The 16,655-nt window shown below is 45.4% G+C and carries 11 protein-coding genes; 6 read left to right on the top strand and 5 right to left on the bottom strand.

All coding sequences use genetic code 11. The features are described 5' to 3' along the window. Nucleotides 1-143 precede the first annotated feature (143 nt). The 3 genes from abc-f to ACMVP2_RS03305 form a co-directional block, all read right to left on the bottom strand. Complete coding sequence (gene abc-f / locus ACMVP2_RS03315; RefSeq protein ID WP_416866702.1) at nucleotides 144-1,739, bottom strand: ribosomal protection-like ABC-F family protein; 1,596 nt, start codon at nucleotides 1,737-1,739, stop codon at nucleotides 144-146. A 186-nt stretch (nucleotides 1,740-1,925) separates the two neighbouring features. Beyond that, entirely contained in the window at nucleotides 1,926-2,981 is a 1,056-nt protein-coding gene (locus ACMVP2_RS03310; protein WP_416866701.1) for an acyltransferase family protein, read from the bottom strand. A gap of 24 nt (nucleotides 2,982-3,005) precedes the next feature. Beyond that, the gene (locus ACMVP2_RS03305; RefSeq protein WP_416866700.1) at nucleotides 3,006-3,593 is read right to left on the bottom strand and encodes an ankyrin repeat domain-containing protein; all 588 of its coding nucleotides are present in this window, start codon (nucleotides 3,591-3,593) and stop codon (nucleotides 3,006-3,008) included. A 251-nt stretch (nucleotides 3,594-3,844) separates the two neighbouring features. Between ACMVP2_RS03305 and ACMVP2_RS03300 the strand changes: the two genes are divergently transcribed. Next, the gene (locus tag ACMVP2_RS03300; RefSeq protein ID WP_416866699.1) at nucleotides 3,845-5,929 is read left to right on the top strand and encodes a helix-turn-helix domain-containing protein; all 2,085 of its coding nucleotides are present in this window, start codon (nucleotides 3,845-3,847) and stop codon (nucleotides 5,927-5,929) included. On the opposite strand, the gene ACMVP2_RS03295 is transcribed toward ACMVP2_RS03300, so the two are convergent. Next, nucleotides 5,926-8,289: an ABC transporter permease gene (locus ACMVP2_RS03295; RefSeq protein ID WP_416866698.1), complete on the bottom strand. Its 2,364-nt coding sequence runs from the start codon at nucleotides 8,287-8,289 to the stop codon at nucleotides 5,926-5,928. The genes ACMVP2_RS03300 and ACMVP2_RS03295 overlap by 4 nt on opposite strands. A 342-nt stretch (nucleotides 8,290-8,631) precedes the next feature. On the opposite strand from ACMVP2_RS03295, the gene ACMVP2_RS03290 reads away from it, so the two are divergent. The 5 genes from ACMVP2_RS03290 (at nucleotide 8,632) to ACMVP2_RS03270 (ending at nucleotide 15,070) form a co-directional block, all read left to right on the top strand. Continuing rightward, nucleotides 8,632-8,766, top strand: coding sequence for a hypothetical protein (locus tag ACMVP2_RS03290; protein ID WP_416866697.1), 135 nt, complete (start codon nucleotides 8,632-8,634; stop codon nucleotides 8,764-8,766). Then, nucleotides 8,750-9,379 carry a zeta toxin family protein gene (locus ACMVP2_RS03285; protein ID WP_416866696.1) on the top strand — a complete coding sequence of 210 codons (630 nt, stop codon included), beginning with the start codon at nucleotides 8,750-8,752 and terminating at the stop codon, nucleotides 9,377-9,379. Before ACMVP2_RS03290 ends, ACMVP2_RS03285 begins: the two co-directional genes overlap by 17 nt. A gap of 311 nt (nucleotides 9,380-9,690) precedes the next feature. Next, complete coding sequence (locus tag ACMVP2_RS03280) at nucleotides 9,691-11,259, top strand: AAA family ATPase (RefSeq protein ID WP_416866695.1); 1,569 nt, start codon at nucleotides 9,691-9,693, stop codon at nucleotides 11,257-11,259. A 285-nt stretch (nucleotides 11,260-11,544) separates the two neighbouring features. Beyond that, nucleotides 11,545-12,783: a hypothetical protein gene (locus ACMVP2_RS03275; RefSeq protein WP_416866694.1), complete on the top strand. Its 1,239-nt coding sequence runs from the start codon at nucleotides 11,545-11,547 to the stop codon at nucleotides 12,781-12,783. A 4-nt stretch (nucleotides 12,784-12,787) separates the two neighbouring features. Next, complete coding sequence (locus tag ACMVP2_RS03270) at nucleotides 12,788-15,070, top strand: hypothetical protein (protein WP_416866693.1); 2,283 nt, start codon at nucleotides 12,788-12,790, stop codon at nucleotides 15,068-15,070. A gap of 235 nt (nucleotides 15,071-15,305) precedes the next feature. Here the strand turns inward: ACMVP2_RS03270 and ACMVP2_RS03265 are convergent, their stop codons facing one another. Beyond that, nucleotides 15,306-16,574, bottom strand: coding sequence for a mandelate racemase/muconate lactonizing enzyme family protein (locus tag ACMVP2_RS03265; protein WP_416866692.1), 1,269 nt, complete (start codon nucleotides 16,572-16,574; stop codon nucleotides 15,306-15,308). Nucleotides 16,575-16,655: the final 81 nt, after the last annotated feature.

Raw genomic sequence — 16,655 nt, 5'->3', positions numbered from 1 at the left:
TAGCCTGCAACCCTCCAAGGGTTCGCTTTTAGCTAGCCCCTCTCGGGCACATAACAACTGCCCTAAAAAGGACAAACCCTTGGAGGGTTTTACTACAAAACTTCCCTACGTGCATTTGTCTCAAGCGCACCTTCGCTGAATGCTTACCGCAAAAGAATCTCCCTGTCCACGTTTACTTGTTTCAGAAAATAGCTGTCGTGCGACACCACCAGCAGCGTGCCCTCATATTCGTTGATAGCCCCGGTCAAAATCTCTATGTTCTGAATGTCGAGGTTGTTGGTGGGTTCGTCAAGCACAATGATGTCGGGTGCCTGGTGGCTGATGGTAAGGCAGCAGAGCATCAGCCGCATTTTTTCGCCGCCGCTCAGCACGCCGCACGACTTGTCCCAGTCCTCTTTTGAAAACAGGAAGCGGGCCAGCCTTATTTTGACCTCGTGTTCCAGCAATGGTGGCTTCGAGGTGTTGAATAGCTGAGCTTGTTCATACACAGTGAGCTTGTTGTCGATCAGCGAGTAATCCTGGTCGATGTAGATGGCTGAGTTGTCCGCCCTGTAGATGGTGCCTGATTGGGGCTCTGTGTCGCCAAGTATTAGCTTAATCAAAGTAGTTTTTCCCGAGCCGTTCAGGCCTTTGATGGCTATTCTGTCGCCGCTGGTGATGCGGAAATCAATTCCCTGTGCCCAAAGTGCCTTTTCACCATACCCGTAGTTGAGGTTCTTTCCCTCCACCAACACCTTGCCTTTATGGAGGTTGGAGCTGTCGAAGCCAAACTTCATTGTGTCCCTGTCGGGCAGCTCTTTTCTAAGGGATGTCAGCGCTGTTGAAATGGTGCCGATTTTATCGGTGTGAACCCCCTTGAGGCGTGAGGTGCTTTTCTCCGCTTTGTCCTTCATGAGGTTCATCATCACTTTGGGCATCCCGGCTTTCTGCTGCTTTTTCTTTCCCCGGGCATCCTGCTTTTGCTTTCTTTCGGCGGCCTCTCTTTCTACTTCTTTCGCTTTGCGAAGGGCCTTCTCTTTGCTGTTCACGTCGTGCTGGAGTGCATGGCTTTCGATCTCCTTTTGCTCAGCGTAAAACTCGTAGTTCCCTCCGTACATGGTGATTTTGCCCCGGCTGAGCTCATAGACATTGTTAAGCAAGTTCAAAAGCTGCCTGTCGTGGCTTACAACAACCAGCGTTAGCGCATTTGACTGCACCAGCTGGTATAGCAGCTCCCGGCTGCCGGTGTCGAGGTGGTTGCTGGGCTCGTCGAGCAGTACGAGCGCCGGTTGATGGATGGCAATCCCTGCCAGAAACACCTTAGTCTTTTGGCCCCCACTCAGGGCGCTCATGCTGGTGTTTAAAGGCAAGTTGCCAAGCCCCCAATGAGCAAGGGCCTCGCTGCAGCGCTCCTCAATGCTCCAGTCGTCGTCGAGGATTGCCATGTTGACTTCCGTTACCTTACCTTCCAGTATTTGCTGAAGGGCTTCGATTTTGCCGTCAACTTTTAGCACCTGGGCAACAGTAAGGTCATTGAATTGCCCGAACAACTGGGGAACGTAGTAGGGTGCTGAGTCGGACTGCACTGCTCCGGCCGACGGCTCCAGCTCGCCTGCCATGATTTTCATAAGCACACTCTTTCCTTCACCATTGTTGCCAATCAGGGCAATTTTGTCGTGCCTGTTGACGGAAAGGTTAAGATGACTAAAGAGCACATCCTTGTTGGGATGCGTATAGGTAATATCTTGAAGAATAAGCATAATTTCTTTTCAGGTGGTGGAACAAATACAGCAAAGTCCCGGGGAGGGTGCTGTTTACTTTTTCTGAAAGAAATTAGATTTCACATGGAATATAACTGTCTGGATTTTTTTTGGTACGGAAGCAAAGACGATTTTGTTGCAATGGCCCGGCTTTCATCGAACCATTGCAACCAATCAAGAGCAAAATTATGTTGATTTCCACTTTAATCCGAATAGCGGCCTCAGGAATTTCACCCTTCTGATCACCTCATAAGTTGCAAAGCATCCCACGCCTGTGACCGCCAATACCATCAAAAACTGGAAAGGTGCCGCTACGTCGAGCTGGAAAATGTATTTCGAGCCGAGATAAAGAAACACCATGTGCAGGATGTATACAGGGTAAGCAGCCTGGCTCAGATAAGTCAGGGCTTTGCCGCCGTGATTCAGGTATTTGTAACCAAAGGCGAAAACTGAGAAGATCCAGAAGTTTGACTCTATCGACTGCAGGTAGTTAGGTGCTGCCTGATTGAAGACAACCATTCTGATAACGAACAGGGCAGTGGCAACAACAACAAACGCCCACCTCCACTTCAGGATCATGTCAAGAAAGGGCTGTCCGCTGAGCACGAAACAGAAGCCAAAGAAAAAGGCCAGCAGGCCGAGGTAGAATCCGTGCCATGTGGTGGCGTAAAGGGAGTAAATACCCGGATTCACCAGCCAGGCTTCAGCGGCGAAGACTACCAAAGTGACAAGGAGTCCAAGCGGCTTGCCAAATAGCCACTTTATCCCTTTGGCTAGTTTCCCTTCTTCGTGATGCTTCAGGTAGAAGAAGATGGGGGAGAGCACAAGCACATAAATAAAGATGTTGCCAAGAAACCACAAGTGACCCGGGTTGTACTCGTAGCCGGCTGTCATCTTGTAATAAGACTTCCACAGGTAGATATGGATAGGCACTATGGCGAACATCCCGAAAAGGAAAGGCACCAGTATGCGTCCTGTGCGCTCCATTAGCAGCTCTTTCCAGTTCCTGCGGCGCAGGGCAAAATAGACGCCCATACCCGAGACAAAGAAAAGCAACGGTATGCGCCACACGTTTAGCATCGACATGGGAATCCAAAGTGATTCCCATGTCTTCGTAGAGGCAATGAACCCAATCATCACGCCCCAGGTTTGGAAACCGATCGCCACGTGGTAGACCAGCAGTAAGCCGATGGCAATCACACGCAACCAGTCAATATCGTACCTTCTGTTTGTTGTTGTCATTTGAGTATTCTTTGATACCGGTTCTTATTTCAGCATTTCAGCCACCTCAGGTCTTGTTTTTTCTATATAGGCATAGTCCAGCTTAAGGCCCATAGGGGCAAGCATGGTGGCCATCATTTCGTAGCTGCTTTTTACGTCAGCGTACGGTACTGCTACACCGTCATAAGCAGTGGCGCCATATTTATTCTTAATAGTTTTGTCGGCACCCTTATCGAGCAACATCTGCACGATTGCGGGGCGGCAGAAGAAAGCAGCCGAGGTCAGTGCAGTAGAACCATCATTGTTTTGGAAATTGATGTCAGCACCTGCATCGATAAGAAGTTTGGCTGCTTCAGGTTTGCCGAATACTGCCGCTGAGATCAGTGGACTGGAGCCTCCGAATGGGTCTTTCTCATTCAGGTTGGAGCCGGCAGTGATATGCTGCTTTACTGCTTCAAGGTTTCCGGAAATTACCGCCGTGTGAATGTCGACATCCGGTGCTGCAACTGTTGTACTTTCGCTGGCCGATTCACTTTTCACCTTTTTGTCGGAGCAGGCTGCTGTCACTAAAAGAGCGGCTGCGAGCGCCAATGAAGTAGCTGTTTTCATTGTGTTTTTCATCATCGTTTTCATAGTTCTGTGTTTTAAGTTTTTGCAAGAATTTGTTTTTGATACAAAGGTGGGGCATACCGTGACGCAGCGTTAAACATGGATGACGCCAAAAGCATAAAGTTTGCTGAAGCATTAGCATTTATGACGATTCGATATAAAATATGACGCAAGCCGGTTAAAAAACTTTGAAAATGAAGTGATTACATGAGGTTGCTACTTCAAATGGGAATCGCCATTTTTGTTGAGTCAAAAGAAACCACCGCCACCTAACGATGGAGAACCAAACGTCTGCGGGCAATCCGGCAGAAAACGATTTTTTGAACCAACTGACAGTGATCATAGGCGACAATCTGTCGGACGAAAACTTTGGTGTGTCGGAGCTGGCCAGTGAGGTGAACATGAGCCGGTCGAACCTCCTGCGCAAAATCAGCAAGCTGACCAAGCTCTCTGCTAGTCAATTTATTCGCCAGGAGAGGCTTAAAAAGGGCATGGAGCTGCTCAGGCAAACTTCTATGAATGTGTCGGAGGTGTCGTATAAAGTTGGCTTTGGCAGCACATCGTACTTTATCAAATGCTTTCGGGAGTATTATGGCTATCCGCCGGGGGAGGTGGGGAAAAGACAGCATCACGAACCTGTGAGTTCGACGGTTGCTGAGAAAAGAAAATCGCTCATGGTTCCCGTATTAGCTGTGGGAGCCTTGCTGGCTATCGGAGCGATGGCCTGGTGGTTTTTCTACCAGCCGCAGGCGCCGGAAGCAGTGCAGGCTCCGCTCGATAAATCAATAGCCGTGCTGCCCTTCAAAAACGAAAGCAACGACTCCACGAACGTTTACCTTATTAATGGGCTAATGGAGTCGACCCTGACTAACCTGCAAAAGATGCGTGACGTCAGGGTGATCAGCCGCACATCTTCGGAAAAATATCGTAATACCAGCAAGTCAATTCCCGAAATGGCGAAGGAATTGAACGTTAGCTATTTCGTAGAAGGGAGTGGACAGAAAATTGGTGATAAAATATTGTTGAACATTCAGCTGATAGAAGCAGCTACCGACCGCCACCTTTGGGCCAAGCAGTACAGAAGAGAGGCGAAAGATATTTTTGAATTGCAGGAAGAAGTAGCTAAAAACATCGCCGAGGAGATACAGGTGTTCATTACACCGGAAGAGGAAGAACGAATTGGAAAGCGGCCGACAGAGAGCCTGGCAGCCTATGATTTTTACCTGAAAGGCACCGAGCTATTTTATCAAAGTACGGGAGAGAGCCTTAGGGCTTCTATTCCCTATTACAAGAATGCTATTGATATCGACGATCAATTTGCCCTGGCCTATGCCGATCTCACCATGGTGTATTTTTACCTGGATATCTATCGGTCAGATAAGCAGTACAAAGAGGAAATAAGCCAGGCTTCGGAAAAGGCATTCGCTACTGATCCGACGCTGGCGGAGAGCCTTGTGGCAAAAGCGCTGGCTTACATTTATGAGGGAAAAAACGAGCAGGCAGTGCCTTACCTTGAAAAAGCACTGGAGTACAACCCCAACTCGGGTGTGGTTCTTCACTTTCTTTCTGAATATTATTTTTCCCGCCAGCCGGATACGGGCAAGTACCTGGAGTATGCTTTAATGAAAGCGAGAGTGGACATTGCGGCCGACTCCGCCACCCAGAGTTACAACTACCTGCAAATAAGTAATGCGTTGGTGCAGGCAGGGTTCGTGGATGAAGCACTTTTTTACATCGACAAATCCCTTGCGTATGATCCAGGCGACGCTATAGCAAGGATGGTAAAAGTATTCACCCAGCTAGCCAAAACCAGAAGCTTTGTTAAGGCAAAAGACTTTCTACTAAAAGAGCTGGAAAGTGATCCCAACAATATGATGTTCTTACAAGAGTTGGGTAATACCTGCTTTGTGCTGAGGGACTATGAAAATTCTTACCGTTACTACAAAAAATTCGTCAGTTTAAAGGACAGCCTTCATCTTGATTTGTATGCCCACGCCAACCTTAAGATTGGAGCCGTGTATGAAAAGATGGGCTTCACTGAGCAGGCCCGGAAATTCGTCAGCCGCTATAAACAGTATGCCGACAACGACCCCACGATTTACATGCATGTGAACCAGGCCGCATACTTCGCCTATTTGAAAGATTGGCCAAAAGCCATCGAGGAGGTGACCTTGTTTTCAAAACAGGATAACTTTTACATTTGGGTGCTATTGCTGGATATGGATCCCATGTTTGAACCCATCAAAGATTGGCCTGAATTTCAAAAGGCATTTGGCGAGGTAACGGCCAAGTTTTGGAAGGATCATGAGGAGATTAAAGCCCACCTGAAAGAGAAGGGGCTGCTGCCGATGAAGCTTTAGTCCCTGATCAAGCTTGCCGGATTGGCATTCCACGTTTTCCCAATGCTTAGCACCACCGTGGCAACTCCAAGCGCAAGCACTCCCAGGCAAGCTGCCACAAACACCCATGGACTAATGCCATCCCTCAGCGCAAAAGACTGCAACCATCGGGTGATCAGCCAGAAGCAAACCGGAGCGATCACCACAAAAGCAACTCCGATCAGCAGCAGGTATTCTTTTGAAAACAACCGAACGATAGACCCGTAGCTGGCGCCGATAATTTTCCGCACACCCACTTCCTTTCTCCTTTGTGAAATGGTGAGCGAGCAGAGGCCGAAAAGTCCAAGGCACGACACCATAATGGTGAGTACGCTGAAGGAAGTAAACAGCATAAGGGCTCTGTCTTCCTGATCGTACTGAGCGGCCAGGGATTGATCCAGGAAATGGGCGCTAAAAGGGTCGTTCGGAAAAAGCTTTTTCCACTCTTGCTCCAGCAAAGGCATTTGATCAGCCACCGGATAGTCGGCCCTGAACCGCACCAGCATATGCACTGTAACGTCATCGCCGAACATGATGATTGTGGGCTCAACTCCTACATGAAGGGACTGAAAATAGTAGTCTTCCATTACACCCACCACTTTTACAGAACCATCAGCATGCACCTGCTCGCTCAAGGGGTCTTCCCATCCCCAAAGCTGAGCGAATGTTGTATTCACAATGGCGGTGGTATGCTTATCTCCCGGCCTGCTTGCATCAAAATTACGCCCTTCGAGCAGTGCCACGTCCAGTGTTGGCAGGTAGTCAGCATCAACGGTAAACACATTCACCAGCCTGCTCTCGCCATTGGGTTTTACGCCCAATGTGCCTTTTCGGGGTTCTTCGTCAGGAATAGCGCCATAGCCTGTGCCAGATGCCTTTTCTACGGCGCTGTTTTGTAGCAAAATCTGTTTGAACACATTCAGACCACCTGCCGCCAGGGAATCATCGGGGGTGTCGATCACCACGACGTTCTCTTTTCGGAAACCCATGTCGTAGTTGCTCATGAAACGCATTTGCTGGTGGATCAGCAACGTGCAAATGATCAGTCCCATGGCAATGGCAAACTGTACGAGTATCGACACCTTCCGGAACAATTGACCCCGGATGCCTGTGATTTTTCCTTTCAACGCCTGTAAAGGTTGGATGGAGGAAGTGAAAAAAGCAGGAAAGCTGCCTGCCAGCACACCCACCACTACCACCGTGATAAATGAGAAGGAGAGGAAGGTTAGATTGAATAACCGGATGGCTTCGAAGCTTTTCCCGGTAATTTCATTAAACAGGGGCGTGGCTACTGCGACTATTATCATAGCAATTAGAAAAGCCATCAGGGCGATCAGCGCCGACTCGCTGAGGTACTTAAAGACTAGCTGCGGGAAACGGGCACCAACAATTTTTCGTATGCCGACCTCCCGGCCACGCTCCAGCGATTGCACCAGCGAAAAGTTGATGAAATTGATGCTACCGATCACTAGCATCAGCAGGGCCACAGAACCAATGATGTAAATGAAGGCCATATTGCCCTTGGGGGTGTCATCGTACGTCGGCTCCCTGAAGTGGACGCCGCTAAGCGGCTCCACTGGCATGGCGATGGTGAGGTCAGCCTCGTCCAGCAACTCGTTGAGTGTGTTTTCAGCATCGCTCACCATTCGTTCCTTAAAGGAAGTGAGCAATGGGTCGGATTGAAGGTACTGTTCTTTGAGCAGCACGTAAGTATGGTATTCAAAGTCGAACCAGCCTTTTTCGGCCTGGCTGTCCATAGACACCAGGGCAGAAAATTTACGGTCGGTAGCTGTAGGAATGTCGTTCATGAGCCCCGTGACCTGGTAGGGCTGCTCATTGATAGCAAGCACTTTCCCCATAGGCTGCTCTGCGCCAAAGTACTTCTCAGCCAGGGTTTTTGTTAGCACGATGCTATTGGGAGCGGCGAGAGCGGTGCCGGGGTCTCCTTCAATGAGGGGAAAGGTAAGTACATGGAAGATTTCCGGATCGGCTTGGAGAATATCATTCTCCTGAAAGATGTTGGAGCCGTACTTGACTGACCGAACAGTCATAGTGGTGGTTCGCACTGCCTCCTCTACCTCAGGAAAGTCCTGCTTCAGCATGGGTGTCAGCGCTCCTGGTGCAGTAGACACCTTGGTGACCGATTCGCCCGAGTTAATCTGAGACGTGACTACGCAAATCCTGTCGAGCTTTTCGTGGTACTGGTCGTAGCTAAGCTCCTCAGTGATGTACAAGCCAATGAAAATGCAGGCCGCAAAGCCAATGGCCAGCCCAAAAACATTGATAAAACTGAGGGTTTTATGGCGGGAAAGGAAGCGAAGGTAGGCGGTTAGGTTTTGCATTGACGGGTGTTTGGTTGAACCTATAGTCGGGGCGATAGTGGCCGCTTGTTAGTACCCAGAGTCAATAAGGTACTTTTTGGTTGGAGAGTTGTTCAACGGAGTGCAGGAACAAAGGCTTCGGCTGCAAATTTGGCTGTATATGTTTTATCGCAGCCACAAACCTTAAAAGCTCTTATTCAACCAGTCTATCAGCACCGCCGACCAGGCGTAGAAGCAGATTGAGGTAATTTAGCGGTGGGCTTAGCGCAGGAAAGGAGAAATGCGGCTGAGAGGCTGCCTTTTTTGATGCTTTCAGCTGCCGAGGAAATTCCTGAGTGCGAATAAATTTGTATATTTGTTACTATGAAAGACGCAGTAAAAGACGCATTAAGAGCTGAAAAAGCAATGAATGAGGCTTTAAAGAGAGAAAAGGCATCCCGTGGAGGGAAAAAACAGTTAGTCGCTCCAAAAGGGATAGTTGTTGCAGAAAAAATCTGAATTCAGCTCGTCGCCATTTTTTATTGTCATTGCCGGACCCAATGGCGCTGGCAAGTCGACTACGAGTAAAGAAATACTTAGGCCGTATGAGATAGAAGCCTTTGATTGGGATAAGGAATTCCAATCCGTATGGAGAAAATTTGACTTTGATCCCCTGCTTACCGAAGGAATCAGGGAGTCTATCAACTCAAAATTTGAATCGTATTTGTCTCATTCTTTTTCTCAAGATAAGTCGGTAGCCTACGAAACAAATTTCCACTCAGAATACAATATCCAACTAGCAAAAAAAGCTAAGAAATTGGGTTATGCAACGATTCTATACTTCTTGGCGCTGACCGATCCTACCATTGCAATTCAGCGTGTCCAGGAAAGAGTCAGGAAAGGCGGCCATGCAGTGAGTGAGTCTACGATTAGAGAAAGATTTACCAGAGGCCTGCAAATATTCGACGATAAAGCTATATCGGCTTTTGACCGAATAGCATTGTATAACTCTTCTAATAGCTTTGAATTGCAATTTGTGATCGAAGATCAAATGCCGATATTCATCAAAGATGTAGACAACGATTTAATCACATTATTACCTAACCTGAAGGCTCTTTTAGGGTACGGATAATGTTTCGATACATCCTTTTTTTGAGAAATCGGCCCAACTCATCTGAGCGGCAAAGCTCGGCAATAGCAGCAAGCGCTGGTGCGATACCCGATTGGGGAGCCTGACCCGGACGGAGTCTCGTACTATTAGCCCTAGGGAAATACTGTTGGAGATTGATTTGACTTAACTGGATACGAGCCGCAGGCTCGCACCAGCGGGGATCGTGCCAGATAGTGCTGGATATCTAGGCAATACCCAATTATCTATACTACTTTTTTCAGAAGAAATTTTGCAGTTTCATTATATTGGAAGCTTTTAGTAACCCAACTGCTATGAGTAAGAGGATTGAAATAAGAAATATTAAGCATATTCGAAATCTTGAGTTTAAACTTCCTTCTCCAGGTGTACATGTCTTAACTGGGAGCAATGGCTGTGGTAAAACTACATTGCTGGCCTGCATTTTGAGAATTAGGTACCATAGGTCATTTCAAGACAATTTCAAGACGAGTAGTGATAGTCGATTGGATAACTTCAATTCAGGCTACATCAAATATATCGTAAATGATAGGTCAGTTTCATATCAACATGCGGGCGTTAGATGGCCACCTCACCCTCGGACGAACTATTCAATATTAAGTCAATTTGGTTACCCAGAAGTAAGATTTCTGCCCGCTACCGGCAACCGGCTTTACATACATGATAGTGAGCTGAATCCAAGTGATTTTAGGCCAGTTAGTCAATGGATAAAAGACGACCTAAACCGCTTGCTTGAAACTAGTAAATTTGGTAATTTAAGGTACGTTCAAACTGGAAGTCAAAGAGGGCCAGGAAGTGGGTCACAAAGGTGGAAAAGGGCTTACGTAATAAAGATTGGAGGCACAAATAATACTACCTACTATTCAGAGAAAAATTTTAGCCTTGGGGAAATTTTAATTCTAAATACCTTGTTGTTAATAGGTGATGTCCCCGATCAGTCAATGCTGCTGATTGACGAATTAGAAATGGCTCTTCATCCTCGAGTCCAAGTTAGATTACTTCGGTATTTGGAAGAGAAGGCTGCTGAAAAGCGCTTGACTATTCTCATTTCAACCCATTCTAGCAGCTTGATTAAATGCGCCAAAAGCCTCATATATCTAGAAAATCCGAGTGACGATTTAGGTAACATAAAGGTTCATTACGGCGCATACCCAGCACAAATACTCAAGGAAATAGCAGTTGAAGAGGATATTCAACCAGACTATGTTTTTGCGGTTGAGGATGAAATGGCAGAACTACTTCTTAGAGAAACTGTAGACTATTATTTTAGGCTTTACCCTGATCGAATTCGACCAGTTTGTAAATTCTTACCTATCGGTGGCTATCCAGAAGTTATGAGGTATTCGAGAAATACTTTCAATTACCTTCATTCGTCAAAGATTGGCCAATATGCTTTTTTGGATGCAGACGTGTTTGATACAAGAAACGCTTTAGACGCTCTTGGTAATGGTCGAACGCCAGCACAACAAAACGAATGGGAGTTGTTCAATTCGCTAGGGGAACGGCTTAAATTTTTACCAATCACGCCTGAACTAGGAATTTGGCGATGGTTAGTCGGATCGGTGGCTTCTATCCAAATTAGATTAAATACTCATTTTATGGATGTCACCTTTAATCTAGCAGATTTGGTCGATTCAGCGGCAAACGAATTTCCGGACAATGCGGACAATCCAAGGGATCCTGCCAAAAAGAGGCTGAGGAAATTAGTTCAAGAGCTTCAAACACGGACAAATGAAGATTCAAAAAGGATAAATAGGTATCTTTTTGGATTATACGTCGAGGAATATTACTGCCACCAGAATGAACAGAATAGCCTAAGAGGTTTGTTGGGTCCGGTATTCAATACTAGAGGAAATAGAACTTAGCCAGATATTTGCTTGAACACTTGTTTAAATAGCGAGTGGGGGCTTGGGCTTAGGGCGAAATGGAGTGGCCGATTTCGGCATTAGCTTAAATCAAACGACTGAGAATATCGCCGACACAATACAAAAGTAGCGGCTCGGTTCGCTCAAATTGACTGAAATACAATGGTTATGTTATGTGGTATTCATAATTGAAGATGTCGAACCAAAGGTTGGATAGAAGCAGTCAGTTGAGACTACCATAAATTTAATACTAGTTGCGTACATTTTCCTTCAAATATTTTTGAAATGATCTCGATAAAAGATACAATCAACATATCAGCTCTTAATCACCTCTACTCTGAATTAGATCAACAGAACGCAGCTTCGAGATTGGATTTATCTATGGGGCTAAATCTCAAGTTTAACACATTTTCGGCATTCGTTTGCTTTATTCAATTCATTTTTACCTGGAAACGAAAGGCTAACGCAGGGTCTATCATATTGCAGAAAAGGGCAGTCACTTATCTTGATGTGGAAAAGACCGTGAGAGAGCATACAGGTTTTGTTATTTCCGTTGTTGGCTGGAAAAATGGCATTTTTGACGCCGATGGAAACGACCTTAAGCCACATTTCAAGAAGGCAAATGCTATACTTTTGAAATTGTTCCAAGAATCTAAATGGACAAAGAGCTCTTACCGAGCAGCCGTATTATTTCCTGCAATCGATCACGTTCCACCTGAACAAGGCTTGTTTGACTTGTTTTATATCCATTCAAGAAGTACCAACACCTATAACTTAGCACCAGAAAGTGCTTACGAGTTGCTTACCTTGAACCTGATTGAGTCAACTACAGAAAATAACGAAGCCCTAAAAGTGTATTACTCGAAAATTGCGGGGGAATTAAAAGGGGTTTTATTTGAATTATTTGAAAATACACACAAATTCGCCAGAAAGTCGTCAAGTGGAGACTCCTTAACTCCTGGTTTAAGGGGTGTTTATTCCAAGCTTTTCAATTTCGAATACAAACGACTTAGAAACTTCACTGATAACTCCCCTGCATTAGAGAGGTATTTCAGCGAAATCCACTTACGAAATCCAGAGTCGATTACAGGGTTTAGAAACGTATCTTTTCTAGAAATTTCTGTTTTTGATTCCGGCTCAGGGATTGTGAGAGTCTACAAGAAAAAGGAATTGATCGGAAAAAGTATTGATGATATCCCGATAGGAGACGAATTTACTTACCTGATCGAGGCTCTTAAGAAAAACAATACCTCACATAAGGGGATTCTTGGAAAGGAAAGTAGAGGTGTCGGGCTCTATAGAATGATGGAGATTGTCAGCAAAGCGAACGGATTTCTTCGAATTAGAACAGGTAGACTGGATCTGTTTCGAAATTTTCTAAGCGTACCTTTTTATGAGCCCAGAAACGATACCTTCAACTATTCACTTTTTAATTGGGATAGTCAATCTGTTATAGCCACTCAGCTGCAGGACGTAAGTGGAACATCCATTTCTATCATCATGCCTTGCATAAACCCTCGCTGAGACTATGGATAATTACTTTATATATCAATACTCGGTTCAAAGTTCTAGGGCCAATGATCGAGTCCTTGTAATTTTTTGTTCCGGAGAATCATATGACGATTCATATCTAAGGATTAAATTGAGAGATTTTTTCGCTGAAAATATCCCACCAAAAGAGGCTTTCCTGATAATTGGTGACTATGTTTTACCCGACATCAAAGAGAGACTAGAGAGCTATCATGGAGTGCTGTTTGAATCCATTCCAAGCTATTTGACCTCAGCGAAGAGATTGAGAATTCTTTACTTCAATGCTAATGGAAGCTTACATGAGAATGGACATAAAATTGATGACAAACTAGAGAGAGACATATATCAGTCTGGACTTCTAAAGATTTTTAAGGATCGAGGAGGTCTAATTGAGTCGCCATCTGAGACATTTCATTACATTTTTCCATCAGGAAAGCATAGTTCTAAGTTTATCAGAACCGGAAACGTCTTAGTCAATAGCTCCGAGATTTTTTTTATTGCTTCAAGACTTCTTTCGTTTATGGAGAGCACGATTGACGTAATTTATTGCGACACTTCCTCTATAAACTCCCTTGCATTCGCACTTAGCGAATTGGATAGACGATTTAACCCGACAAGAAGCTTCTGTACGGTTCAAAGTTTTGGTTCGTATGAGAAGTTTGAAAACCACAATTTCAGTACTTCAGATTGTTTGATACTAATTTCGGCATCAACATCGGGCAATATCATCAGAAGACTAATCGAAGTTCACAAGAGTCTGAGGTTAGATAAAATTGCGATCATTTTCTACCTATCTGATGATCTAGACTTTATGCAAAATGTAATATGTGACCTTGCATTCGAAAGTGAAAATAACCCGAACGGTATTTCCCTTGATACATATAACGCTGGATCTGATGGAAAATGTCGGCTATGCGAGGGGGGGTCTTATACAGTAAAGGTTTCCGGCGACATATTTCTTTTGGAGAAACCAAAGGTGAAACAGATATCTATAACCAAGTCTGATGCGCCAATATGGTTAAGTGGCTTTATGGAGAGATACTTAACTCAGGGAGGTAAGAGCCTTATTAGATGCTTTTACGGGGATGAACCCTACCAACGAACCTTTGAAAGCTATTTGTTCTTGGAAGAACTTAGCATTAAAGGCGAGCAGCTGTTCTTCTATAAATTCAATAAGTTGCTCGATCAATACGCTTCTGCAAGTTTGAAATATTTGATTTTTCTTGAGGATTCGTCGTCAGACTGGCTAGCGGTCAAGGCCATGGAGTTCTTGTCAAGAATTGGTAAAGTTGATGTTATAAAAATTTCCATCGAAGAGCTAGCGAAAAACCCCGGCGCTGTCAACAACGATGAACGAGGCGCAATTTTAATTATTTCATCATGTTTAGTATCAGGAACAAGTTTGCTATACGTAAACAAGTTTTTAAGGAGATTCGACAACCTGACAAAAACCTATTTAGTTGGCATCGCTAGAACAGAATCAATGGAGGCCTTGAACTTTATAAAGAAAAATATTGGGCAAGGGGAGTTTGGTGTCAATACCAATCAATTGGAGTTTGTAGAAACTATAAACACCTCAAGTTCAAATGAGTCAAAGGAGAAACTGGTCTGGAGCTCTGAGATTGACGTAATTCGACGCATTTTGGACATTAATGAGGAAGAGTTTCATTCATCGATTGCGACAGAGTATTTTAGTAAAAGGTTAGAGGACCTAGAGAGTGCTCAAGCTGATAGGAATAAAGGTCTTGTAAATAATGTTTTTTTGGTAAACCCAATCACTAATCTGCCCCTGAAAATTAATAAGAATTTTGCGTTCTACAATTTCAATGACTACCACGATAAAGTTTCGCAGGCTGACATATTTTTCACCGTCAGCTGTATTTTAAACAACCTTAGATGTCTCGATGGTACACATAAGAGGTCTATTGTGCAAGAAGAGCAAGTTAGGACAGTTCTAAGTCCAAATAATTTTCAGCGATTTGATGACGGAATAATACAAGGATCCCTTTTGCGGGCAGCAACTTCACAGGAACTGAATTACTCCTTTGATAGCTCGATTAGTGAAGAGTTTAAAGAAACATTTCTTAAAATTATTGATAATTATGAGGACGATATTGTTTCGGAGGGATTCGCAGAGTTCCTTTTAGCTATGTCAATAAAGAAGATTCGGTGTCGGCCAAACGACATGGTTGAAATAATGGATCGACTAAATAAAAAAGTTAAGAATGATGTGCTACGTCTATTCGCAAAGTATATTGGTTTGAACGTCGTAAACAAATAGAGGCCGACTGAAATTGTGAATGCTGGCTGCGGGCTCCCTGTTAGTCTGATCAGCTAAGCCACCAATAGCAAACAATACTAGTTCGTACCCAGTTGGGAAAACAGAGATATCTTGCTATCTCATGCCCACCAGCACCCTCCATACCCACATCGCTGCACCCGCAGCCCATTGTGTCTACCTGTCCACGAGCCATATGAAGGTAGAGGCTGGAAGACCAGGAACTTTACCTGTTCGCCTATTTCCACCAATTTTCACCTGCTACCAAATATTTCTCTTTGATAAGCTTCTCATTGAGTTCGATCCCAAAGCCAGGCCGCTCGCTGAGCTGGATGTGGCCGTTCTTAATCACGTCCTTATCGTAGCCAAGCACATCGGGGTCACCATTGATGCCATTGCCTGCCTTGTTCTTCGGGTGGAAGATAAACGCTTCATGGGCAACGAACTCCCGCACTGATGCAGCAAAATTAGCTGATGCAATGGTGGCAATAGGGCCGGCGACATTGTGCGTACATACTGGAATATAATAGGTCTCGGCCAGGTCGGCAATTTTCTTGGCTTCCAGGAGCCCTCCCGCCATCGACACGTCTATCTCAATCAAGTTGACGCCCTGGTTGACGATGAAGGGCCTGAAGTCGTCACGGGTATAGAGATTCTCTCCGGTAAGGATCGGAACGGGCGACTTTTCCGTCAGCTTGACCCATTGTTCGTTGTAGGCAATGGGAAGGGGGTCTTCCATCCAGATGGGACGTATAGGTGCTACTGCATTGGCCAGCCTTAATGCACTATCAAAGTCAAACTCCCAGTGGCAGTGAACGGCAATATCAAATTCAAGCCCGAGAGCTTCCCTCATATTAGCATAGCCTGTTCCATTGCGGTCTGCTTCTACATTGGACAGCCGGCGGTTGTCAAGCTTGTTCCACTCCTGGTCTCTTAGGATATTGGTTTTGCAGGCAGTCCATCCCTGGCTTTTCATCAGCGCTGCGAATTCTGCACAGGAGTCTTTGCTTAACATGTCCTGCGGGCCCGACGAGGCATAGGCCCTCACTTCCTTCACATGACTGCCACCGCCTAATATTTTGTGCACCGGCTGTTCGGTGATTTTGCCAATCAGGTCCCACATGGCAAACTCCACACCGGTGATGGCGTGGGTGGCCAGTCCGTGGTTGCCGCCATAGTACGAGGTGCGGGTGCTCATTTTGAATACGAGGTACTCCAGGTCCAGCGGATCCTGATCCATCAAAATAGGCTTGCAAACATTTTGGATGATGTCTTTGGCTCCATACCCCGTTTCGTCGTGATGACACTCGCCAATGCCTACCAGCCCCACATTGGTACTGATCTTGACGAGTGGGCTCACCCTAAAGCCGATTTTGGTTAGTACACACTGCACATCGGTTATCTTTACTTTCCCTGAAAGTGAGTGGCCCAGCAGGTCGAGGTAGGGCATAAAGGCCAGTGCGGGAGTGGCCAGGGCCAGGTTTCGGACAAAGGTTCTTCTCTTCATGTAGGTAGTGCGGTTGGGTGTTTTATAAAAATAGGGAATTAAATCTTTTACCATCAAACAGCCAGGAGAAACGACTCCCTT

Source organism: Imperialibacter sp., from assembly GCF_048007035.1.
GTDB lineage: Bacteria > Bacteroidota > Bacteroidia > Cytophagales > Cyclobacteriaceae > Imperialibacter.
The sequence above is the reverse complement of the archived record's forward strand: the minus strand, read 5'-3'. Positions and strand labels throughout refer to the sequence as shown.

Bases quoted from the DNA above. Each gene is read 5' to 3' on its own strand.
- abc-f (WP_416866702.1), bottom strand. From the start codon at position 1,739: ATGCTTATTCTTCAAGATATTACCTATACGCATCCCAACAAGGATGTG.
- ACMVP2_RS03310 (WP_416866701.1), bottom strand. From the start codon at position 2,981: ATGACAACAACAAACAGAAGGTACGATATTGACTGGTTGCGTGTGATT.
- ACMVP2_RS03305 (WP_416866700.1), bottom strand. From the start codon at position 3,593: ATGAAAACGATGATGAAAAACACAATGAAAACAGCTACTTCATTGGCG.
- ACMVP2_RS03300 (WP_416866699.1), top strand. From the start codon at position 3,845: ATGGAGAACCAAACGTCTGCGGGCAATCCGGCAGAAAACGATTTTTTG.
- ACMVP2_RS03295 (WP_416866698.1), bottom strand. From the start codon at position 8,289: ATGCAAAACCTAACCGCCTACCTTCGCTTCCTTTCCCGCCATAAAACC.
- ACMVP2_RS03290 (WP_416866697.1), top strand. From the start codon at position 8,632: ATGAAAGACGCAGTAAAAGACGCATTAAGAGCTGAAAAAGCAATGAAT.
- ACMVP2_RS03280 (WP_416866695.1), top strand. From the start codon at position 9,691: ATGAGTAAGAGGATTGAAATAAGAAATATTAAGCATATTCGAAATCTT.
- ACMVP2_RS03275 (WP_416866694.1), top strand. From the start codon at position 11,545: ATGATCTCGATAAAAGATACAATCAACATATCAGCTCTTAATCACCTC.
- ACMVP2_RS03270 (WP_416866693.1), top strand. From the start codon at position 12,788: ATGGATAATTACTTTATATATCAATACTCGGTTCAAAGTTCTAGGGCC.
- ACMVP2_RS03265 (WP_416866692.1), bottom strand. From the start codon at position 16,574: ATGAAGAGAAGAACCTTTGTCCGAAACCTGGCCCTGGCCACTCCCGCA.